The organism is Rossellomorea marisflavi, assembly GCF_001274775.1.
GTDB lineage: Bacteria > Bacillota > Bacilli > Bacillales > Bacillaceae_B > Rossellomorea > Rossellomorea marisflavi.
Genome location: NZ_LGUE01000001.1, coordinates 182,230 through 203,262, shown reverse-complemented (window position 1 = coordinate 203,262; position 21,033 = coordinate 182,230). Strand labels below are relative to the sequence as shown.

Annotated in this window: 23 protein-coding genes and 3 other annotated features; of the genes, 3 read left to right on the top strand and 20 right to left on the bottom strand. The window is 49.7% G+C overall.

Translation table 11 applies throughout. From position 1 onward, the window contains the following. Positions 1-117: 117 nt before the first annotated feature. The 3 genes from pheT to AF331_RS00995 form a co-directional block, all read right to left on the bottom strand. A complete protein-coding gene (pheT, locus tag AF331_RS01005) occupies positions 118-2,529 on the bottom strand; it encodes a phenylalanine--tRNA ligase subunit beta (protein WP_053426383.1) in 2,412 nt (803 codons plus the stop codon). 45 nt (positions 2,530-2,574) lie between these two features. Beyond that, positions 2,575-3,612, bottom strand: coding sequence for a phenylalanine--tRNA ligase subunit alpha (gene pheS / locus AF331_RS01000; protein ID WP_053426382.1), 1,038 nt, complete (start codon positions 3,610-3,612; stop codon positions 2,575-2,577). A 74-nt stretch (positions 3,613-3,686) separates the two neighbouring features. Beyond that, positions 3,687-3,919 (bottom strand) — a binding site (T-box leader). 37 nt (positions 3,920-3,956) lie between these two features. Next, complete coding sequence (locus AF331_RS00995) at positions 3,957-4,724, bottom strand: TrmH family RNA methyltransferase (RefSeq protein ID WP_053426381.1); 768 nt, start codon at positions 4,722-4,724, stop codon at positions 3,957-3,959. Positions 4,725-4,847: 123 nt separating this feature from the next. On the opposite strand from AF331_RS00995, the gene sspI reads away from it, so the two are divergent. Both sspI and AF331_RS00985 read left to right on the top strand, forming a co-directional pair. Further along, positions 4,848-5,063, top strand: a complete 216-nt coding sequence (sspI, locus tag AF331_RS00990) for a small acid-soluble spore protein SspI (protein WP_053426380.1) — start codon at positions 4,848-4,850, stop codon at positions 5,061-5,063. A gap of 129 nt (positions 5,064-5,192) precedes the next feature. Further along, entirely contained in the window at positions 5,193-5,741 is a 549-nt protein-coding gene (locus AF331_RS00985; RefSeq protein WP_053426379.1) for a cysteine hydrolase family protein, read from the top strand. Between the two features lie 44 nt (positions 5,742-5,785). Here the strand turns inward: AF331_RS00985 and AF331_RS00980 are convergent, their stop codons facing one another. Then, positions 5,786-6,871, bottom strand: a complete 1,086-nt coding sequence (locus tag AF331_RS00980; RefSeq protein WP_053426378.1) for a M42 family metallopeptidase — start codon at positions 6,869-6,871, stop codon at positions 5,786-5,788. 68 nt (positions 6,872-6,939) lie between these two features. Further along, a complete protein-coding gene (locus AF331_RS00975; protein WP_053426377.1) occupies positions 6,940-7,425 on the bottom strand; it encodes a dUTP diphosphatase in 486 nt (161 codons plus the stop codon). 129 nt (positions 7,426-7,554) lie between these two features. Between AF331_RS00975 and AF331_RS00970 the strand changes: the two genes are divergently transcribed. Beyond that, positions 7,555-7,944 (top strand): hypothetical protein, encoded by a 390-nt coding sequence (locus tag AF331_RS00970; protein WP_053426376.1) that lies wholly within the window; start codon positions 7,555-7,557, stop codon positions 7,942-7,944. 38 nt (positions 7,945-7,982) lie between these two features. Here AF331_RS00970 and AF331_RS00965 read toward each other — a convergent pair whose 3' ends face one another. The 15 genes from AF331_RS00965 to ytaF form a co-directional block, all read right to left on the bottom strand. Then, positions 7,983-8,552 (bottom strand): TVP38/TMEM64 family protein, encoded by a 570-nt coding sequence (locus tag AF331_RS00965; RefSeq protein ID WP_053426375.1) that lies wholly within the window; start codon positions 8,550-8,552, stop codon positions 7,983-7,985. A gap of 78 nt (positions 8,553-8,630) precedes the next feature. Then, on the bottom strand, positions 8,631-8,903 hold the full coding sequence (locus tag AF331_RS00960; RefSeq protein ID WP_053426374.1) for a DUF1294 domain-containing protein: 273 nt from the start codon (positions 8,901-8,903) through the stop codon (positions 8,631-8,633). A gap of 62 nt (positions 8,904-8,965) precedes the next feature. Next, positions 8,966-9,325 (bottom strand): 50S ribosomal protein L20, encoded by a 360-nt coding sequence (gene rplT / locus AF331_RS00955; protein WP_048006313.1) that lies wholly within the window; start codon positions 9,323-9,325, stop codon positions 8,966-8,968. 30 nt (positions 9,326-9,355) lie between these two features. After that, positions 9,356-9,556 (bottom strand): 50S ribosomal protein L35, encoded by a 201-nt coding sequence (gene rpmI / locus AF331_RS00950; protein ID WP_032087387.1) that lies wholly within the window; start codon positions 9,554-9,556, stop codon positions 9,356-9,358. Positions 9,557-9,578: 22 nt separating this feature from the next. After that, on the bottom strand, positions 9,579-10,082 hold the full coding sequence (gene infC, locus AF331_RS00945) for a translation initiation factor IF-3 (RefSeq protein WP_053426373.1): 504 nt from the start codon (positions 10,080-10,082) through the stop codon (positions 9,579-9,581). An 81-nt stretch (positions 10,083-10,163) separates the two neighbouring features. Then, positions 10,164-10,296 (bottom strand) — a sequence feature (ribosomal protein L20 leader region). Between the two features lie 170 nt (positions 10,297-10,466). Next, positions 10,467-12,401: a threonine--tRNA ligase gene (gene thrS / locus AF331_RS00940; protein WP_053426372.1), complete on the bottom strand. Its 1,935-nt coding sequence runs from the start codon at positions 12,399-12,401 to the stop codon at positions 10,467-10,469. A gap of 83 nt (positions 12,402-12,484) precedes the next feature. Then, positions 12,485-12,717, bottom strand: a binding site (T-box leader). 67 nt (positions 12,718-12,784) lie between these two features. Beyond that, complete coding sequence (gene ytxC / locus AF331_RS00935; RefSeq protein WP_053426371.1) at positions 12,785-13,633, bottom strand: sporulation protein YtxC; 849 nt, start codon at positions 13,631-13,633, stop codon at positions 12,785-12,787. Between the two features lie 571 nt (positions 13,634-14,204). Next, positions 14,205-15,131: a primosomal protein DnaI gene (dnaI, locus tag AF331_RS00930; protein WP_048006316.1), complete on the bottom strand. Its 927-nt coding sequence runs from the start codon at positions 15,129-15,131 to the stop codon at positions 14,205-14,207. 9 nt (positions 15,132-15,140) lie between these two features. Further along, entirely contained in the window at positions 15,141-16,523 is a 1,383-nt protein-coding gene (locus AF331_RS00925; protein ID WP_053427723.1) for a replication initiation and membrane attachment family protein, read from the bottom strand. 66 nt (positions 16,524-16,589) lie between these two features. Next, entirely contained in the window at positions 16,590-17,045 is a 456-nt protein-coding gene (nrdR, locus tag AF331_RS00920; protein ID WP_048006317.1) for a transcriptional regulator NrdR, read from the bottom strand. A 73-nt stretch (positions 17,046-17,118) separates the two neighbouring features. Next, entirely contained in the window at positions 17,119-17,499 is a 381-nt protein-coding gene (locus AF331_RS00915; RefSeq protein ID WP_048006318.1) for a hypothetical protein, read from the bottom strand. Positions 17,500-17,632: 133 nt separating this feature from the next. After that, on the bottom strand, positions 17,633-18,013 hold the full coding sequence (gene speD / locus AF331_RS00910) for an adenosylmethionine decarboxylase (RefSeq protein ID WP_048006319.1): 381 nt from the start codon (positions 18,011-18,013) through the stop codon (positions 17,633-17,635). A gap of 442 nt (positions 18,014-18,455) precedes the next feature. After that, positions 18,456-19,484 carry a glyceraldehyde-3-phosphate dehydrogenase gene (locus AF331_RS00905; protein ID WP_053426370.1) on the bottom strand — a complete coding sequence of 343 codons (1,029 nt, stop codon included), beginning with the start codon at positions 19,482-19,484 and terminating at the stop codon, positions 18,456-18,458. A 223-nt stretch (positions 19,485-19,707) separates the two neighbouring features. After that, positions 19,708-20,310 (bottom strand): dephospho-CoA kinase, encoded by a 603-nt coding sequence (coaE, locus tag AF331_RS00900; protein ID WP_053427722.1) that lies wholly within the window; start codon positions 20,308-20,310, stop codon positions 19,708-19,710. Positions 20,311-20,341: 31 nt separating this feature from the next. Continuing rightward, the gene (gene ytaF, locus AF331_RS00895; RefSeq protein ID WP_053426369.1) at positions 20,342-20,977 is read right to left on the bottom strand and encodes a sporulation membrane protein YtaF; all 636 of its coding nucleotides are present in this window, start codon (positions 20,975-20,977) and stop codon (positions 20,342-20,344) included. Positions 20,978-21,033 lie beyond the last annotated feature (56 nt).

Here is a 21,033-nt window from a genome sequence, read left to right as displayed (position 1 = left end):
CTCCGAGGAACTCTATGATTTTCGAATGGAAACCCCTAGCCTTTCTTCACCCCACCTGGTGTGTGAAAGGCACACAAAAAAGATGCCGGAATCACTTCCGGCATCTTTTCTATATGGTTATCCCCTGAGTTCCGCTCCGGCTTTCGCTTTGACGGCTTCAAGGACTTTGTTATGGACTTTCACGACTTCTTCATCGGTCAGGGTTTTGGCCGGGTCGAAGTATTTGAGGGAGAAGGCCAGGGATTTCTTGCCTGGTTCCATATGCTCTCCTTCGTAAAGGTCGAAGACGGAGACTTCTTTGAGGAGTTTGCCTCCTGCTTCTTTGATGATGGCTTGAACGTCTCCTGCTTTCACATCCTGCGTGACGACGAGGGCGATATCCCTTGTGATCGATGGGTGACGCGGGATCGGTGAGTAGCCGAGAGGTGCTTTATCATATCCGAATACCGGTGCAGCCTTCAGTTCGAATACGTAGGTTGCATCGAGATCAAGGTCTTTTTCCACTTCCGGATGGGTGGCACCGACGAAACCGATGACTTCATCGTTCAAGAGGATTTCTGCTGTCCGTCCTGGGTGCAATCCGTCGATGACGGCTTGACGGTAGCTGATGGCATCGGATACGCCAAGGTTCTCGAACATGCCTTCGAGGATCCCTTTCGCCACGTAGAAGTCAACAGCCTTCTTCTCTCCCTGCCAAAGATGCGAATGCCACAGACCGGCAAGGGCCCCTGCGATATGCTCTTCTTCGCGTGGAAGTTCTTCTCCTTCATTCAGGAACACGGCTCCGACTTCATAGAACGCGAGGCTGTCGTTTTGACGGGCCTTATTGTACGAAATGACTTCAAGAAGCTGCGGGACGATGCTCAGGCGAAGGTTGCTCCGTTCTTCACTCATCGGCATGAGGAGGCGGACCGGCTCTTTCACATCGAGTGCGTATTGAGTCGCTTTCTTGTCGTTCGTCAGGGAGTATGTGATCGCCTGAAGGAGACCCGCTCCTTCCAGGTAGCGGCGGACAGCGCGACGCTTCGCCTGATATGGGCTTAAGCCTCCGGCTGTTGACGCCCCTTGAGGAAGGGTCATCGGGATGTGGTCATAGCCGTAGAGGCGTGCCACTTCTTCCAATAGATCTTCCTGGATCGTGATGTCGCCTCTTCTTGTCGGAGCCGTCACGTTGAAGGTTTCTCCGCTTACTTCAACAGGGAAACCGAGACGGCGGAAGATGCCTTCCACTTCCTCAGCGGTGATGGCTGTTCCGAGTGAAGAGTTGATCTTCTCAAGGGTGATCGATACGCGTGCAGGCTGGACGGTCATTTCATCAAAGAGGACCGTGCCTTCAAGGACTTCCCCTCCCGCATACTCAGCCATGAGCTGGGCGGCACGTTCTCCCGCTTTCAGGACGCGCTCGGGATCGACGCCTTTTTCATACCTTGTGCTCGCTTCACTGCGGAGCCCGTGATGCTTGGAAGCCCCTCTCACGATGGCACCTGTGAAATACGCTGCTTCCAATAGGACGGTGGTGGTGTCCTGCTGGACTTCAGAGTCTGCTCCACCCATGACGCCGGCGAGGGCGACTGGTGCCTTGCCATTTGTGATGACAAGCTGATCGTCAGACAGTGTGCGCTCCGTATCATCGAGTGTCACGATCTTCTCGCCATTATGCGCACGGCGTACGACGACCTCTTTTGATCCGAATCGGTCGTAGTCGAAGGCATGAAGCGGCTGACCGTACTCAAGGAGCACGTAGTTCGTGATATCGACGACATTATTATGCGGTCGGATGCCCGCTGCCATGAGGGCGTGCTGCATCCATGCAGGTGAAGGACCGATCTTCACGTTCTTGATGATCTTCGCCCCGTACAATGGATTGTCTTCTTTCGCTTCCACGCGGACGGAAACGTAGTCTGACGCTTTCTCGCCGGATCCACTCACGGATGGTTCCGGAAGCTTCACATCACGGTCAAGAATCGCTGCCACTTCGTAGGCAACACCCAGCATGCTCAAGCAGTCCGAGCGGTTCGGAGTGAGTCCGAGCTCAAGGATGGAATCATCCAGGCTCAAGCGCTCCACTGCATCGGCTCCGACTTCTTCGTTTTCAGGGAACACGTAGATCCCGTCTGCATGCTCTTTCGGCACTAGCTTGCTTTCGACGCCGAGCTCTTGAAGGGAACAGATCATCCCTTGGGAGACCTCTCCGCGGAGCTTCGCTTTCTTGATTTTGAAATTGCCGGGAAGGACTGCCCCTACCTTGGCAACGGCCACTTTCTGGCCTTTGGCGACATTCGGTGCCCCACAGATGATCTGAACAGGTTCTTCTTCTCCGACATCCACGGTGCAGATATTCAGTTTATCCGCGTCGGGATGCTGTTCGCATGTAAGGACATGGCCGACGACGACACCCTTGATGCCATCCCCGATCCGTTCCACTCCTTCTACCTCGATCCCGCTGCGGGTGATCTTTTCGGCAAGTTCGTCAGGTGTGACACCTGACAGGTCCACGTAGTTTTCCAGCCATTTATATGAAACGTACATTCTTGTACCTCCTATCGATTTGTCCGGTGCGCCATGCGCCTCCGATTATTCCTTCTCGCTGAACTGTTTGAGGAAACGCGTATCGTTCGTATAATAGTGACGGATATCATCGATTCCATACTTCAGCATGGCAATCCGTTCAGGTCCCATCCCGAAGGCGAATCCTGAGTACTTGCTTGAATCGAATCCGGCCATCTCCAGCACATTCGGATGGACCATACCGGCACCGAGGATCTCGATCCAGCCGGTCCCTTTGCATACGCGGCAGCCTTCACCGCCGCAGATCTTACAGCTGATATCCATTTCGACGGAAGGCTCCGTGAATGGGAAGAAGCTTGGACGGAGTCGGATTTCCCGGTCTTCCCCGAACATCTTCTTGGCGAATACATTCAACGTTCCTTTAAGGTCACTCATGCGGATGTGTTCATCGACGACAAGTCCTTCGATCTGTGTGAACTGATGGGAATGGGTCGCATCATCGGTGTCACGGCGATACACTTTCCCAGGGCAGATGATCTTGATCGGCCCTTTGCCATCTGCCAGTTCCATCGTCCTTGCCTGTACAGGGGACGTATGGGTGCGCAGGAGCGTTTCTTCCGAAATATAGAATGAATCCTGCATATCCCGGGCCGGGTGTCCTTTCGGCAGGTTGAGCGCCTCGAAGTTGTAGTAGTCCTTCTCCACTTCCGGGCCTTCGGCAATCGTATAGCCCATGCCGATGAAAAGATCTTCGATTTCCTCGACGATCATGGTGAGGGGATGATGATTCCCGCTCTTCACAGGGCGCCCTGGAAGGGTCACATCGATCGTTTCCGATTGGAGCTTCTTCTCCACTGCTTCCTTCTCAAGAATCGCCTGCTTCGCTTCGATGGTCTCGGTGATGGCTCCGCGTACCTCATTGGCGAGCGCACCCATTTTCGGACGCTCTTCTGCAGAGAGTTTCCCCATGCCTTTAAGCGCTTCTGTCACGGGGCCTTTTTTGCCAAGATAGGCGACGCGCACATCATTCAGCGCTTTTAAATCCTGTGCTTCATTTACTTTTTCGATTGCTTCCTGTTGAAGGGATCGTAATGTTTCCTCCATGGAACATCCTCCTTTTTATCTTGCGGTCTCAGTGGACCGGTCCTTTTTTGACCAAATAAAAAAACCCCATCCCGGAAAGGGACGAGGTTTGATCGCGGTACCACCCTTATAAGCAGGCAGCGTTCGCCCACTCACTTCATTCGGATAACGGCATATGCCGGTACATCATTACATTGCCTGGGCAATGGTCCCGATGCCAACTCGAGAGGTGAAATTTCACAGCTGTCCTTCATAAGAGTGCTTTCAGTCGAGGCACTCTCTCCCTGGAGGAATTCCAGATGCTACTTTCCTCTTTCAACGTTTTTCATATATGAGAACTATTATAGTGAATTATCGGGGAGAATTCAAACCCTTTTCGGTGTGTTCTGATTAAAATGATACATCAGGATGCCTGCAGCGATGGCAACATTCAATGATTCACTCTGCCCGTAAATCGGGATGTAGAGATTTTGATCCGTCATCTCGAGTGTATGGGGGGACATACCGTTTCCCTCGTTCCCCATGATGAGGGCGTAGGATTCAGCAGGCTCCACTCCTGTGTATTCAACCCCATTTTCAAGGGCTGTGCCATAAACAGGGATCCCCCGTTCCTGCAGCTCGGGGATCAGTTCTTCAAGATCCATCCGCACGATCGGCAGATGGAAATGACTGCCCTGGGCAGAGCGAAGGACTTTTTGGTTATAAGGGTCCACCGTCCCCTTCCCGAGGACGACCATGTCGATCCCTGCCGCATCAGCCGTCCGGATGATGGTCCCGATATTGCCGGGATCCTGGAGCCCGTCCAGGAGAAGGAACGTACTTGATTCGACTATGTCTTCCTCCCGTTCCTGCTGCCGGCAGATGGCAAAGATCCCCTGGGTGGTCTCCGTATCGGCGAGAAGGCTTCCGACCTCAGCTGATACGGTGGTGATGAACTCGGCCTCAAAGGTCCTAGGCACCTCCACTCCTTCCACGACGATCAGTTCCTGCACGACACCATCCTGCTTCAACGCTTCCTCTACAAGATGGAATCCTTCGATGATATAGGTACGGGTGAGATCCCGTTCTTTTTTGGTCAACAGCTTCTTCCATTGTTTCACGATGGGGTTTTTTGAGGATTGAATATACTTCAATCGTATCCGCTCCTTCAACGTTCTATTCAAATGTCCATTATACCTCAACTTCCATACATAATATACGGGATTTGAGAGACGATAACAATGAATTCCTCATCAACCATAAAGGAGCTGGGCATAATGAGCTTGAATCTACGCAAAGCGATCATACACAACGTGCAGGGCAATTCACAGGATGAACTCCGCGATACCATCGTAGACGCCATTCAGGGAGGCGAAGAGAAGACGCTCCCGGGACTGGGTGTACTCCTCGAAGTTTTCTGGCAGAACGCTGATCCGAACGAACAGAAGATGGTCCTTGAAAAGCTTGAGAATTCCCTTCAACAGCCTCATTAAAAAGAATGGCGCGCCTTCATGCAGAAGGCGCGTTTTTCATTTCACTCCAAAAGCCCCATCCCCTGGACGTTTGAGTGAAATCGTGAGTGGTAAAGAAAGGCTAAAAGCTTGGAAAGGAGAAGGAACCAAATGGGTAAAGATAACAGAGCACTCCTCGTGATCGATATGATCAATACGTTCGACTTCGACGGAGGGGAAAACCTGCTTGACCATACCCTTGACGTCGTCGATCCGATCCGGGATCTGAAGAAAACGGCGAAAGATGCGGGGATCCCCATCATCTATGTCAACGATAACTACGGACTGTGGCAGGACAATATGAATGATATCATCGAGCACTGCCAAAAAGGCAAGGGCCGGAAAGTCATCGAACGGCTTCATCCCGACACCGATGACTACTTCATCATCAAGCCGAAGCATTCCTGTTTCTTCGGAACACAGCTTGAGATCCTCCTTCACCAGCTGGATATCCACCACTTGATCCTGACGGGGATTGCAGGGGATATCTGCGTCCTTTATACGGCGAATGATGCCTATATGAGGGAATATGAGCTGTCCATCCCGACCGACTGTGTCGCTTCCGAGACGACCGAAGACAATGACAACGCCTTCCGGATCATCACAAAGACGATCGGGGCAGATCTGACTGATTCCCGTCAGATCGATTTTGACGACTGATCATCAGCATGCAAAAAGAGGCGCCCTCGTGCGCCTCTTCAAGGTCAATCATACGTGATTTTATCGACGGTTTCGCGGTCGAGCTTCTTGATGACCTCCGTGATGAGTTTCACCGCATTTTCGTAGTCATCGCGATGCAGCATGGCCGCATGACTGTGGATGTAGCGGGTGGCGATGGTGATGGACAGGGCCGGTACACCGTTCGCCGTGAGATGGATCGAACCTGAATCGGTCCCTCCACCAGCGATGCTATCGTACTGATACGGGATGCCCAGTTCGTCCGCCGTGCTGGTAACGGCATCACGCAGTCCTTTATGGGATACCATGGACGCATCATACAGGATGATCTGAGGCCCGTCTCCCATTTTGCTTGATGCTTCTTTATCGGAGATTCCCGGGGTATCCCCGGCGATCCCCACATCCACACCAAAGGCGATGTCCGGCTGGATCTTCGCTGCCGATGTACGGGCACCGCGGAGCCCCACTTCCTCCTGGACCGTTCCGACACCATACACGATATTCGGATGATCGGCATCCTTCAGGTTTTTCAATACATCGATGGCAATCGCACATCCGATGCGGTTATCCCATGCTTTGGCAAGGAGCATCTTTTCGTTGTTCATCACCGTGAACTCGAAGTATGGAACCACCATATCACCCGGTTTGACTCCCCATTCCGCTGCTTCTTCGCGGCTGGAAGCACCGATATCGATGAACATATCCTTGATGTCAACCGGCTTCTTACGCGCTTCAGGAGGAAGGATATGAGGTGGCTTTGAACCGATCACACCCGTGATTTCCCCGCTATCGGTCACGATGGTCACCCGCTGGGCAAGCATTACCTGGGACCACCAGCCTCCGACGGTTTGAAAACGCAGGAAGCCCCTGCCGTCGATCTGGGTCACCATGAAGCCTACTTCATCCAGATGACCGGCCACCATGATCTTCGGACCGTTCTCCAAACCGGTCTTCTTCGCAATCAGGCTTCCCAGGTTATCCGTAGTGATTTCATCGGCAAATGGCTCTATGTATGTTTTCATCACGTTCCGCACTTCGCGTTCATTTCCCGGTACTCCCTTGGCATCGGTCAAATCCTTGAGCATCGTCAACGTTTCGTCAAGTTTCGTCATTGTTTCGCCCCCCTAAATAATAGTCACCTTTATTATACTTGAAAGCTTCAGATTCATCAAAATATTCATTAATACCCTTCTTGCTGACGCTGATAATTCACTTCATTCTTCTTCAGGTAGGATTTAAAGATGTCTTCCGACTTGAACCCGAGAACCCGTCCAAGCTGAAGAAACTGTTGGAAGAGGGTGAGAAGGTTCTCAATGGAGCGCTCCTCCGAGAATCGGTTCACTTCACTGTACACCTTGAGGAATTCCTCTGTCGGATCCCCCTCTTCCAGTACCTCGGGCTCATCGATGGAACGGATCCCGATGTCGATTCCAAGGGAGAGGATGAAGTGGATGCCGTCTACATACTCTTCAAGGATGACCTCTTGCTCGGAAGGGGCCTTCTTGCTCCAAAACTTGAAGCACCTCGTTTCATTCGCCAATTCCCCGAGTTCGACGAGGAGGGCCAGGATTTTTTTATCGACCAGGTCGGCGTCTTGAAGTCCGTGCTCGCTTTCAATGTGCCGATCCAGTTCATTCTGCATATTCAATAGTTGATTCCAATCCATTATGCTCACCTTTCCTTTCTACACTATCTAGTATGACAAATTTTCAGAGGAATTTTAAATAAAACGAAACCTTTTTTTCATCCATCCGTATGTACATGAAGAATCCATATGCCTACGGAGGTAATCTTCATGTTTTTACTGATCCGACTGGTCCTTTTATTGCTCATTATCTATCTTCTGTACCGCTGTGTGAAATATATCCTCAATCCAAAAAGAAAGCTTGAACTAGCAAAGGAACAGCGCAGGTTTTATTTCCTGGATGATCAGGAAAACGTGCACAAGAACTTTCATGTCACCTACAAAGGGGTCCTGTTCGAAGGTGAAAAGTATATGGGGTCCACCGATCATTCCTTCGAGGTGGTCTCGATCTTCGTATGGGCGGAGAACATCTCAACCCTGAAAGGGCTGAACACGGAAGACTTCCACTATGTCCAGAATGAAATCAAGGAGCGGTATCCTGCCGCCAAGATCGACTGGAAGAGTCCCATACATGAACTCCTGAAGAAAAAAGAACGGTAGCACAGCAAAGGGGGCGTCCACCAGGACGGCCCCCTTTCTTATTTGCTCGGAAAGAATTCATTCCATGAAATGACCCTCACCTTTTCCCTGAGAAGATAAAACAGGACAGCCAGGGACAGGATGATCATGACGATGATCGGCGGGGAGAACGTGGTGATGTATTGACCGAATACCGTATAAAAGAATGCCAGGGGGATGTTCGAGAGGAAAGCCGCCCTGAGGAACGGTTTGAATTCCCTATGACGCTCAAGGAGACACAGGTTGAGGAGCTGATAGTGGACGAACGGAATCAGCTTCAACACCGCGATCTGACCGGTCGTCAACACGGCATTCCGGCCGAACCACTTTTCCTTCAGCTTCAGGAGCCTTTCGGCAAACGTCGGAACCCCTTTGATGACAAAGAAGAAAAGAACGGATAAGAGCGTCAACCCGATCAGGGAATAAATCGACCCGAACACACTTCCGAACAATAGACCTCCCGCCATGCAGACCAGTGCGACAGGGATGAAGAGGAACTGCCTTAAGATGTGGAACAGAATGAACAGGAAAGGGGCGATAAATCCACTCGCTTCCATGACGGCAAATGCAGCGACTAAACGATCATCCATGATGCAAAACCCCCTACTATGCCTCTGATGATGTTCACGTGCTATTCTATCCTATGAGACGCCCCCTCCTGTCAGAACTCACAAGACAAACCAGATATAAAGTCCCCCGTGCAGGATGACCAGCAAGGGGAAACCAAGCCTGAACGCCACATGCTTCGTCTTATGGCGATGGATGCGCATGCCGAAGTAACTGCCGACGCTCCCCCCTAAGATCGCCACCTGCCACAGCGTCCGTTCGCTTATCCGGTACTCCCCCCGCCTCGCTTTTTCTTTGTCCCTGCCCATGAGGATGAAGCCGGCGATATTGATCACGATGAGATACAAATTCAATGCGATGATCCACGTTTCCATGCAATCTCCCTTTCTCTCTATGCAAAAAGGACCGGCCACCGTGGGCCGATCCCTCAATAAGATTACTTGTTCAATTGTGCTTTTGCTGCGTCAGCCAATTGGTTGAACGCATTGATATCAGAAACCGCTAGCTCAGCAAGCATTTTACGGTTCACTTCGATACCAGCAAGCTTAAGTCCGTGCATCAAACGGCTGTAAGAAAGACCGTTCATACGTGCAGCTGCATTGATACGAGTGATCCAAAGCTTACGGAAGTCACGTTTTTTCTGGCGACGGTCACGATAAGCATACATGTATGATTTCATGACTTGTTGGTTTGCTACTTTATAAAGAGTATGTTTTGAACCGAAATAACCTTTGGCTAATTTAAGAACTTTTTTACGACGTCTGCGAGTTACTGTTCCGCCTTTTACGCGTGGCATAATAATTCCCTCCTATTTCTTACTTGCTTTTTATTTAAGGTTGTCAAGCATATGACGAATGCGTTTGAAATCTCCTTTAGAGACAACAGCAGCTTTACGTAGCTTACGTTTTGCTTTAGTAGATTTATTAGCGAATAAATGGCTTGTGTAAGCGTGAGAACGTTTAAGTTTACCAGAACCTGTTTTCTTGAAACGCTTAGCTGAGCCGCGGTGAGTTTTCATTTTTGGCATGTGCTTTTCCTCCTCGGGTCGATTATTTTTCGTTGACTGGTGCGAGCACCAAGAACATGCTGCGACCATCCATTTTAGGCTTTGATTCAACGGTTGCAACGTCTTTGCACTCATCGGAGAAACGATCGAGTACACGTTGGCCGATCTCTTTGTGCGTGATTGCACGGCCTTTAAATCGGATAGACGCTTTAACTTTGTCTCCTTTTTCAAGGAACTTACGAGCATTGCGAAGTTTCGTATTGAAATCATGGTCATCGATCGTCGGGCTCAGGCGAACCTCTTTCAGATTGATGATCTTTTGATTTTTACGGGCTTCTTTTTCTTTCTTCTGTTGTTCGAACTTAAACTTTCCGTAGTCCATGATACGGGCAACGGGTGGTTTTGCAGTTGGAGCAACGAGAACAAGATCAAGATTGACGCGTTCTGCGATTTCAAGGGCTTCGTTCTTGGTTTTGATTCCAAGCTGTTCACCATTCTGATCGATCAGACGCACTTCACGGGCACGAATCGTTTCGTTTAAGATCATGTCTTTGCTAATAACTAGCCACCTCCAAGGTAATTTAAAAGAATACGCGGTATCGGTTTGCAGCACCCGACCTTCATTTCAGAAACAAAAAAGATGCGAGTGTCGAAACACCCGCATCTGATTATAAAGCACATCGCTTAATTATCATGAAAGTTACCTGGTAACTGCAAAACGCGTCATTCAGGTGAGAAGCGGGATGCCTCTACTTGTACCAAACTGTATTCAATTCACCTTAGATACTATACCATAAGACAATACCAAAGTCAAACCGGTTTGTCACAACGTATTTCATGATAGCATTCATCACGGTAGAGTGCAACCTTTTTTTGAGGTTTTCCCGAAAGATGCATGCTCTAGCGTAGATGATCGGCTAAAAGAAAGACGTTATCCGCGTTTCGCTTCGGATTTCACCATATCGGCAAAAGCATCAAAGGCAAGTGTTTCTGACTTCTGTTCACCGTATTTGCGGACATTGACGGCTTTTTCTTTGATTTCATTATCCCCCACGACGAGCATGTATGGCACCTTGCTCATCTGGGCTTCACGGATCTTATAGCCGATTTTTTCGTTCCGGTCATCAATATCGACACGGAGGCCTTCAGCCTGTAATTTTTCCTGTACTTCTTTGGCATAGTCGAAATGCACATCTGGCGATACCGGGATGACCTGTACCTGAGTCGGTGCGAGCCATGTCGGGAATGCCCCTTTGTACTCTTCGATGAGGAAGGCCACGAAGCGTTCCATTGTCGATACGACACCGCGGTGGATAACGACCGGACGATGTTGCTTCCCGTCTTCCCCTACATAAGTGAGATCGAAACGTTCCGGAAGAAGGAAATCCAGCTGGACAGTCGAGAGCGTCTCCTCTTTGCCGAGGGCAGTCTTCACTTGAACGTCAAGCTTCGGTCCGTAGAAAGCCGCTTCCCCTTCTGCTTCGAAATAATCGATTTCCAGTTCATCCATGGCTTCCTTCAGCATGCCTTGAGCTTTGTTCCACATCTCGTCGTCATCGAAGTATTTCTCTTTGTCTTCCGGATCGCGGTAAGACAGGCGGAAGGAATACTCGTTGATATCGAAGTCTTTATATACTTCCTGTACAAGATGGACCACACGCTTGAATTCATCCTTGATCTGATCCGGGCGGACGAAGATATGGGCATCATTCAACGTCATGCCGCGTACGCGCTGGAGGCCGGAGAGGGCACCGGACATTTCATAGCGGTGCATGAGACCCAATTCCGCAATGCGGATCGGCAGCTCTCGGTAGCTGTGGATGCTGTTTTTATAAATCATCATATGATGCGGGCAGTTCATCGGACGGAGAACAAGGTCTTCGTTGTCCATCTCCATGATCGGGAACATATCTTCCTGGTAGTGATCCCAGTGACCGCTTGTTTTGTAAAGCTCGACGCTTGCGAGTGCCGGAGTATACACGTGGTTGTAGCCCAGGCGCTCCTCTTTATCTACGATATAGCGCTCGACGATGCGGCGGACGGTTGCCCCTTTCGGAAGCCACATCGGCAGACCCTGACCGACCTTTTGGGACGTCATGAACAGATCCAGTTCCTTCCCGATTTTACGGTGATCGCGTTCCTTCGCTTCTTCAAGTAGACGGAGATGCTCATCCAGGTCTTCTTTCTTGAAGAAAGCTGTACCATAGATCCGCTGCAGCATTTTGTTGTCGCTGTTTCCGCGCCAGTAGGCACCTGCGATACTGAGGAGTTTGAACTCCTTGATCTTGTTGGTGGACGGGATGTGGATCCCGCGGCAAAGGTCGAAGAATTCGCCTTGTTCGTAGATGGATACCTGCTCCCCTTCAGGGATGGCTTCAAGAAGCTCGAGCTTATATTCATCACCGACTTCCTCATAAATGCGCTGGGCTTCATCACGGCTTACCTCTTTACGGATGACCTCGAGGTTTTCACCGGTGATCTTTTTCATTTCCTTTTCAATTAAAGGAAGATCTTCAGGTGTGAAGGTATGCTCGGAATCGACGTCATAGTAGAATCCACCTTCGATGACCGGTCCGATGCCGAGTTTCGTTTCAGGATACAGGCGTTTGATCGCCTGTGCCATCAAGTGGGCTGTACTGTGGCGCAGGATTTCCAGGGCATCTTCACCTGGTGGAGTGATGATCTCGATGCTTCCATCGCTTTCAATCCCTGTACGGAGATCGATCAGATTCCCATTCACTTTTCCCGCCAGTGCCTTTTTCTTGAGGCCCGGGGAGATCGATGCTGCGATTTCCTCTGTTGTTGTCCCTTTCGGAAACTCCTTCACGTTCCCATCGGGGAACTGCATTTTCACTACTTCTGACATAGCGTATCACTCCTTTTATGATTCATCATTGGCCAAGAATCGGCCGAATAAAAAACAAAAAACCCCGTCTCTCCGTAAATATACGAAGGGACGAGGTTGCACTCGCGGTTCCACCCAACTTTTCATCCCCATCACGGGAATGACTTCATTGTTTTGATAACGACGTTTAGCCGTCGATGACTACTTGGGACATCCCCGTTCGCAATCGAAGTTCAGAGGTGGTCAATTCATCCTTGCTGATAGGAAGCTTGCAGCCATTCGGCTTCCCTCTCTGTAATCCCGTCCGGAAGATTGTTGTCCTCATCATAACCTGTTTGTATGCACTTAGTATGTAGGTATTATAATCGGTTATGTCCGGAAAAGCAAGAGGGCGCCATCCTATCTTATTCGTTGGCAAGATCCAGGGGGATGCACGGATCCGGGAAGTAGCTGACCGGAAGGATATCCAGCCTGTCTTCAAAAATATTCCTCAGGGTGGTGACGATCTTCTCCTCTTCCGACCCGTATACAAAAATGCTTCTCGGTGCCAGCGACAGCAAAGGAGCGATGGTGGAGGAATCTACATACAGGGGGTGCTGGAAGAACAATCGTTTATCGATGGCGTTCATCAGCTCTTCCTTCGTCACTTCTGTATAGTGACCATCGAAAAAACGGAAGCCTGTCCTCGAAGGATACAAGTGGATGGTATCAGTCCGCTCTCCCCTGATGGCGAGATACTCCCTCAGCATCTGGATGAACACTTGATATTCCTGCTCCATCTTGTACTCATCTATGGCAAGTCCGAGCATCTCCCTCCATTTATCATGGAGTTTCTTCAGCCTGAATGTCGCAAAGGAATCGAACGTGACAGGTGCCGGATGGCAGAGGAGGTTCTGAACTTCTCCCAATACGAGCCCACTCTCATCCCAGTCGGTCAAGAGTTCAGTCAGTTCCGGCCGTTCCCCGCTCCTCATTTCTGAAATGATGGCGCAGATCTGATCTACTTCCTCCGGATCATTGTAATAATAATCCGCTTTAAGGGTCTCTTCCGTCCACCCCTTCCACATCTCGTTGATGATGAAGGTCGTCAGGCTTGTTCCAAGACCGATCCTATCACGGTCGGTCTTCACTTCTATCGAAATTGCATAGTGGCTGCATCGTTGAATCTGCGTTTCCTTTATCCAGGATGGTGCGCACAGATGCTTCTGACATCGCAGTGCATCAGCCTTTCGTCTGAAAATCAATTCTACCAATCGATCCCGCCTCCTTAAAGCCATTTCCCTGCTTTATGTATATGGAGGGCCTGGCCAATTTAGAAGTGGGGTGTGAATAAATTTACAGGACGCGTCCGGGTCGGGCACGCTTTCTGGACCCTGCAAAGGAGGTCTGGACAACACGAAAAGAGATCATTTCTTACGAAGACAATCCATGTGGGTCTTCCCATCGTTCCCTTGCGAGACGGGGTATGCGTGATCGTAGTCGGCTGGCATGCTCCTCTTTCCTCTGGAGTCTTCCGAACAAACGCAGGCACTTCTGGAATCATTGGACAATTGAAAAAGAGGATGGGACAAAACTAAAAGANAGACTTCCCGCGGGTAGCCCGTGAGCCTCCTCGGCACGCCTGCGGGGTCTCACATCAGCTACTCTTCCCGCTGGAGTCTTCGTCTTACACTCCGATCAACCGCTGGAAACGATGAAATTTAAATGTTCATTAAACGAATTTAAAACCCGAATCATTTGCTTTATCGTAGGCACGATTCGGGTTTTACTATGACTAAAACATATTTGTCTCAGCCTCTTCGCTACACGGTTGCACCAGCCACTCTATTCCCGTCTGTTGCGTCCATCGATCAGAACGGGTGCGGCCAGGTATTTGATCCTTTCCATGATCCTCGCGGCTTTCAGTTTTTCCTCTTCCCCGCGCTGTGAATAGGTAAGGTGATGGGTCAACTCGCTATGATTGAAGTTGGAGGTGAAGAATGTCGGCAGATTTTCAAGCATCCTGTACTGCAGGATCGTACCGAGGATTTCATCCCGCCCCCAACTCGACATCGTTTCCGCCCCGATATCATCGAGCATGAGGATCGGAGCCGTTTTGACGGCATCCAGTTTTTCATTGGTTGTATGATCCCCGAGGGACTGTTTGATTTCACGGAAGAACTCCGGAACATAGACAATCATGGACGAGATCTTCTTCTCGGCGAGCTCATTGGCGATCGCACCGAGGAGATACGACTTTCCGACACCGAATTTCCCGTAAAAATAAAGGCCCTTCATCTTCTTGCCTTCTTCGTAATCGCGTACGAAGGCCATGGCCTGACGGATTGCTTCCACCCTTCCCTTGGAATCGGGCTCGAGGTCCGTGAAGGAGGCATGCAGGATATCTTTCGGCACGTACAGACTCTTGATCAAACGCTGGGAACTTGTCCGTTCGTCGTGCACGACCTTCCTGGGACAACGATGATACTCGATATCGATGACACGGCCCCTCACGACTAGATGGGGCTCATATCCCTCCATCATATTCTTGCACTCAGCCAGGGACGGACATCCGCTGCATTCCTTGCTCTGGGAAATGTATTCATATAATTTCATCAGATTCGCATCGATCACATCCGCAGGGACATCCTCCTTCCTGACGAAATCCTTCACATCGGGATTCGCCAGGATCTCTTTTCTCATTGCGTCGTACCGCTCTTGAAAAGAACCGGATGCAGCAAGCCTCTTGAGTGTATGGTTGATTCTTTCCATCTTTTTCACCTACTTCCGAAAATTCTTCAATTCTTCTTCGAGTTTTCTTTTTTCGGCTTCCAGGTCATAGGTTTCCCCGTTCTGACTTTTCGCCTCGCCTTTCTCATCTTCCTGGAACCAATCAGGCAGTTTCTCCGTCCTGATCGGCTTCCTTCGGGTGGTCCGCTTTTCATTTTTCCCTGACGCCCACTCCATGTATTGCTTGTGTTCATTCTTGGCAAGCTCCATCGCTTCCCCGGCCGTGCTCACTTTCTTCCGGGCCCAATGGGAAGCGATCTTCTCCATATACCCTTTCGTCAGCTTCATATCCGTCTTCAGCAGCACATACTGGATCAGGACATTAATGACGGGAAGCGGCAGTTTCTGTGTCATGATGATCTCTTCGACAACTTGAAGATCCGAATTCGATGCGGCACTCCCATTGGAAATGTCAGCAAGGACATCCTTTGGCGATGTACTTTCGAGATACTCCAGAAGCTCCTCTTCCCTCGACAACGGTTTGGATGCTTCCTTCTTCACCGGTCTAGCTTTCGGTGTCAGGTCGGGCAGTTCATCGCCGGTTTGCAGCTGATACCAATCCCTGGCCGATTTCCGTAATTGCTCCACATCAATCGCCTCATCCGAATCAAGGGAGCCAAGAAGGATGTTTTTCATCTGTAGGGGACCGATCCCGTAGAGATAGCTTAGCTTTAAGATCGTTTCCTTCACGACAGGAGTGAAGGCCCTCCTCGGCACCATGGATTCTGAAAGTCCGTTGAGCAGCAGGCTGAAATCAAAGTCGATATCATCCATGGGAGGTCCTTCGTTCTTCCCATAGCCGATATATGCCTTCTCCTCATTCGTCAACGAGCCGTCATTGGCCTCATGGCGAAGGAAGTCGATGCTGTTCTCCGAAGAGAAAACATCCTGAAACGAGCGGGTGACATTTGTAAAGCTGTCTGATTCCATCCCGCGATCAGTGAACGATTCTTTCAGGCGCAGGTAGTGGGAGCGGCCAATTTTCCTGAACAGATACACATTCAGCATGCCATCAGTGAAAAAATCATTCGGAAGCAGCGGGGGCTGCAGTTCATAAATGAAGCTCCGCTCACCTTCCCCTTTCTTCGCGTACGTCTTAAGGAGGCCGATCCCCTCGAGCTTCATACGTGCTTCGTGGATTTCCTGAAGATTCATGGACAGGATATTCATCAAATGATAATGGTTCGAAGGCGCAGACCACAGCCTGCTTTCTTCCACCTCTCCCCACAGGCTCATATACAGGCTGTAGGAGACCGGACCGATAAGGGGCTGATATAAGAATGTGATGATCTTTCTCTCAAATTCCTGCAGGAGCCCGTTGGTGCAGACCGTATAATGATCCACAGGCTGAATTTCATTCCAGTGATTCTTCATCATTGACCTCTACCTTTCGACACATAAGAGAAAAAGAGCCAAAGATGGACTCTTCAGCTCGGCCTTTCACTCTTTTTTGATCAGTTCTTTAAGTTCATCTATGAACACATTGATATCCTTGAATTGTCTGTATACCGAAGCAAACCGGACGTAAGCGACTTCGTCGACCTGCGCCAGGCGATCCATGACCATCTCACCCACTTTAACGGACTCGACCTCGGACACCCCTTGGTTCCGGAGGTCCTTTTCAATGTCCAGGGAGAGCTTCTCGAGCGTCTCCAATGGAACCGGACGTTTCTCGCATGCCTTAATAAGACCGCGGAGGATCTTTTCTCTGCTGAACTCTTCCCGCAGGCCTTCCTTCTTCACCACAATCAAAGGCAGTTCTTCCACCTTTTCGAACGTGGTGAACCGGAACGCGCACACTTCACATTCTCTTCTTCTCCTGATGGAACGCCCTTCATCAGCCGGACGCGAATCCACCACCCGGGTGCCGTTATTTTGGCAGGACGGACATTTCATACTATCAGCTCCGTTATGCTAAACTCATTTACACTTATGATATAGAAAAGTGGTGCTCACCACAAGTTCTTCGCTATCTCACCCTCGTCAATTTCCCGTCCAGGACATCGTAATAATTCTTGATCTGCGCCTTCAGGACGGAATACGTGCCGAGGATCTTTCCTTTATCCGTACTCAGTTTGAAATCGACCGCCGTCTCGAGCGGCCTCACCCCGATGACCGTCGCCACGATGAACAGCTGCGGGGTCCCGTTCTTCCGGATTGTGATCTCTCCCCTGTCCTTCGATTCGGATAGGATATCGTACTGGGAAGATGAGAACAATTCGAGGACGGCATTGAATGTCCCATTTTGCATGGATTTATAATAATGGGTCTGCAGGACTTCTTCTTCCTGCTTATCCGATGTTTCACATTCCGATTGAAAACGTTTCAACAAGGTCTTGATTCCGCTCATGATCATTTTCCTCCCTTTGTATACCCTCATTTTACACGAAAACATGAGGATTGAAAATGGAGACATTGAAAGCGGGAACAACCTCAATAAAAAAAGAGATGCATGAGTCATGCACCTCTTGAAGATTCAACTATTAGAGCGCCTGAGCCTGTGATTTCTTCACCTGTACAGGTCCCATGCCGCGCGGAAGTTCGATTGTTTCACGGGTATCAGCACCCAGTGCTTCAGCTATATATTCTGCAGCGATGTTCGGATCTAGATCTCCGCATGTATACACATCGATGCTGGCATATCCATGTTCAGGAAAGCTGTGGATGGTCAGGTGGGATTCAGAGATGATCACCACTCCGCTCACGCCTTGTGGAGCAAATTTGTGAAAGGCCACTTCACGGATTTCAGCACCTGATTTAAGAGCTGCATCCACAAACGTTTTTTCAATTCCTACTACATCATTCAACTTTTCAAAATCGCAACCCCATAGTTCAGAGATTACATGACGACCCATTGTTTCCATTGATCGTTTCCCCCTTTGACATAATTTTTTTCGTCAAAATGAACAAGTCCCTTGGCAAAATCTTAACCACCACGGGGGAAAGTTAGTCCGAAGAGGTCCTAACCCTTTAAGTAGTTAACTCAGTAATCATTTGCTGTTAAGAAGTTCACGAAAAATAGTATACTTTGTTTAAACTCCATTTGCAATAAATTTTCAAAAGTTTTTTAATGGTGCCGATCTGGTATCCGGTATGCATGGAAATCGATTTTCATCGTGTGAATGCCTGCAAACGGACCAGTACTTCTTGTGTGGAGGGCCAAGGCGGTGCCTATGGGTTTTGATGTGGTCAGCAGGCTGGTGGCCACCGGCAGATTTCCGGTTCCTGGCAGGCCATTTGAGCACGAAAAAAGAACGCATCCACGATGCGTCCCTATGTTCGTTCGTTCTTTTTATATTGGTTCTTTCAAACATTCACCCCGGCTGCCGCCTCCATCTTGGATGCCGTGAACCTCACTAGGTCGACGACACGGCAAGAGTAGCCCCATTCATTATCGTACCATGCAAGCACCTTGACTTTGCGATCGTCCATCACCATGGTGGAAAGACCATCTATGATGGCAGAGTGGGGATTGGTGTTGAAATCGATGGACACGAGTGGCTCCGTCGTGAATTCAACGATTCCGTGCATGGAGCCCATTGAGGCAGACATGAATGCATCATTGATTTCCTCGACCGTCACATCCCTTTTCACATCTACCACAAGATCCACAAGGGATACATTCGGAGTCGGGACACGAAGTGCCATCCCGTGAAGCTTGCCTTTCAATTCCGGCATGACGAGAGCCAACGCCTTCGCTGCCCCGGTCGTCGTCGGAATGATGGATTGGCCGCACGCTCTCGCCCTCCGAAGGTCTTTATGGGGGTTATCGATATTCTTTTGATCATTCGTATAGGCATGCACCGTGGTCATCAGACCGTTTTCAATCCCGAACTGCTCATGAAGCACTTTTGCCACAGGTGCCAGGCAATTGGTGGTGCATGATGCATTGGAAATCACATGATGTTCGTCGATTTTGAGAGCGTCTTCGTTGACCCCCATCACGATGGTAACGTCTTCATTTTTACCCGGGGCCGTCAAGATCACTTTTCTTGCACCAGCATCCAGATGCAGGGCCGCTTTCTCCCTGGAATTGAACTTGCCTGTGGCTTCGATGACGATATCCACATTCAATTCATTCCATGGAAGGGCAGCCGGATCGCGGTTGCTCAGTAGCTTTACCGTCTTCCCATTGACAATCAGTGAATCCTCCCCGATGGCCACATCTGCCTTGAATGTACCGTGGTTGGTATCATACTTGATCAGATGAGCCAGTGTTTCTGCCGGATAGCTGGCATTGATGGCCACGACTTCCAAGTCATCCTCCATAATCGCCTTCCTGAATACCATTCTCCCAATTCGACCAAATCCATTGATTGCCACTCTCGCCATCATATATCCTGCTCCCTTCTATATTAATGTTATACTCATATGTTTGTTTTCTAAAAATAGTATAACATATTGAACAGAATTGACCACCAAGTTTTGCATATAGTCGAAATGTTGTAACATTCTGATAACGCTTTCTTTTATTCATATTTCTTACAGCTTGGTTAAAGTCCACTAAGCTCCCCGGAAAAATAGAAAAGCCGCCGGACAAGTTCCGGCGGCTTTTCATTCACGGCTTCAATCCCCATGCAGCCAGGAGTTCTTCCACCTGCTTCAAGGTATCTTCCACCGAACCATTATTATCAATGACTGCGTCTGCCTTCTCTGCTTTTTCCCTCAAGGGGAGCTGAGAGGAAATGCGGGACGCTGCCTCTTCTTCGGTCAGTTCGTTCCGCTTCATCAATCGACTGAGCTGAACGTCTTCTTCCACGGTGACGACGATCGTCCGATCCACCATCCATGTCAGATCACTTTCAAATAGAAGGGGAACATCCATGATGACGGTCTGTTTTCCGTTTTCAATGGCCTCATCTTTATGGGACAGCATCATGCTCCGTACGGCCGGATGCACGATTCCATTGAGGAGATTCCGTTTCGACTGGTCATTGAAGATGATGGCCCCGAGACCTGCACGGTCAATCTGGCCGTTTTCCTGTAGGATGCCCTTGCCGAATGCTTCGACGATGGCGAGGTACGCGGGCTGCCCCACTTCCACCACCATGCGTGCTGCAAGATCTGCATCGATGATGGTATACCCCTTATCTTGTAGAAATGCCGATACTGTACTTTTACCGCTTGCAATGCCGCCCGTCAGTCCAATGATGTTTGCCACTTTCATCGATCCTTTCGTTCAGCACCATTCCCTAAAACCGCATAATCCCCAGGCAGATCAATAGGACGCCAGGCAGGAAGGCGACCCGCTGGATCCATCTGATATGAGAGAAGTAGACGCCCAACTGCAATCCGCAGGTGAGGAAGATGAAACTCATGGAGAAGATGGCGATGGCAAGTGGAAAAGGAGAATAATTCAAAAGCGCGGCCCCCAGCCCTGCACCGAACGAATCAAGGGAAAGGGCTATGCCGAGCATGAATGCTTCGACGCCGGTAATGGTTCCGGAGCGGTCGAAATCGGCCGTCAACGGACGCCTCATGATCTGGATTACGAGGCCGATCGATTTGATTTCCACATTGATCAAGGTCTTTTCTTTCTCTTCCACGGGTGTTTCCTTCTCCGGTCTGAAGAACTGGTAGAGCACCGCGAGTCCGATGGCCACCAGGATAAATCCTCCGACCCTACCAGCCCATTCGGGTGAAAGGATGACAGAGATCGCTTGCCCCATGAACATGGCGATCAATAAGCACAATGCAGAGCATAAGGAAATGATGGTGATTGATTTTATAGGTATTTTGACTTTTCGTAATCCATATGTCAGTCCCGTACTGAAATTATCAAGGCTTACAGCAAATGCCAGCAGGAGTAAGGAGAAAAGTGTGTTCATTCTGATAGCCCTCCCAATCATCAATACAATACTATATGGTATGGGCTTATCAGATG

Coding starts and splice junctions, on each gene's coding strand:
- pheT (WP_053426383.1), bottom strand. CDS start 2,529: ATGTACGTTTCATATAAATGGCTGGAAAACTACGTGGACCTGTCAGGT.
- pheS (WP_053426382.1), bottom strand. CDS start 3,612: ATGGAGGAAACATTACGATCCCTTCAACAGGAAGCAATCGAAAAAGTA.
- sspI (WP_053426380.1), top strand. CDS start 4,848: ATGAGCTTGAATCTACGCAAAGCGATCATACACAACGTGCAGGGCAAT.
- AF331_RS00985 (WP_053426379.1), top strand. CDS start 5,193: ATGGGTAAAGATAACAGAGCACTCCTCGTGATCGATATGATCAATACG.
- AF331_RS00980 (WP_053426378.1), bottom strand. CDS start 6,871: ATGACGAAACTTGACGAAACGTTGACGATGCTCAAGGATTTGACCGAT.
- AF331_RS00975 (WP_053426377.1), bottom strand. CDS start 7,425: ATGGATTGGAATCAACTATTGAATATGCAGAATGAACTGGATCGGCAC.
- AF331_RS00970 (WP_053426376.1), top strand. CDS start 7,555: ATGTTTTTACTGATCCGACTGGTCCTTTTATTGCTCATTATCTATCTT.
- AF331_RS00965 (WP_053426375.1), bottom strand. CDS start 8,552: ATGGATGATCGTTTAGTCGCTGCATTTGCCGTCATGGAAGCGAGTGGA.
- AF331_RS00960 (WP_053426374.1), bottom strand. CDS start 8,903: ATGGAAACGTGGATCATCGCATTGAATTTGTATCTCATCGTGATCAAT.
- rplT (WP_048006313.1), bottom strand. CDS start 9,325: ATGCCACGCGTAAAAGGCGGAACAGTAACTCGCAGACGTCGTAAAAAA.
- rpmI (WP_032087387.1), bottom strand. CDS start 9,556: ATGCCAAAAATGAAAACTCACCGCGGCTCAGCTAAGCGTTTCAAGAAA.
- infC (WP_053426373.1), bottom strand. CDS start 10,082: ATGATCTTAAACGAAACGATTCGTGCCCGTGAAGTGCGTCTGATCGAT.
- thrS (WP_053426372.1), bottom strand. CDS start 12,401: ATGTCAGAAGTAGTGAAAATGCAGTTCCCCGATGGGAACGTGAAGGAG.
- dnaI (WP_048006316.1), bottom strand. CDS start 15,131: ATGGAAAGAATCAACCATACACTCAAGAGGCTTGCTGCATCCGGTTCT.
- AF331_RS00925 (WP_053427723.1), bottom strand. CDS start 16,523: ATGAAGAATCACTGGAATGAAATTCAGCCTGTGGATCATTATACGGTC.
- nrdR (WP_048006317.1), bottom strand. CDS start 17,045: ATGAAATGTCCGTCCTGCCAAAATAACGGCACCCGGGTGGTGGATTCG.
- AF331_RS00915 (WP_048006318.1), bottom strand. CDS start 17,499: ATGAGCGGAATCAAGACCTTGTTGAAACGTTTTCAATCGGAATGTGAA.
- speD (WP_048006319.1), bottom strand. CDS start 18,013: ATGGAAACAATGGGTCGTCATGTAATCTCTGAACTATGGGGTTGCGAT.
- AF331_RS00905 (WP_053426370.1), bottom strand. CDS start 19,484: ATGATGGCGAGAGTGGCAATCAATGGATTTGGTCGAATTGGGAGAATG.
- ytaF (WP_053426369.1), bottom strand. CDS start 20,977: ATGAACACACTTTTCTCCTTACTCCTGCTGGCATTTGCTGTAAGCCTT.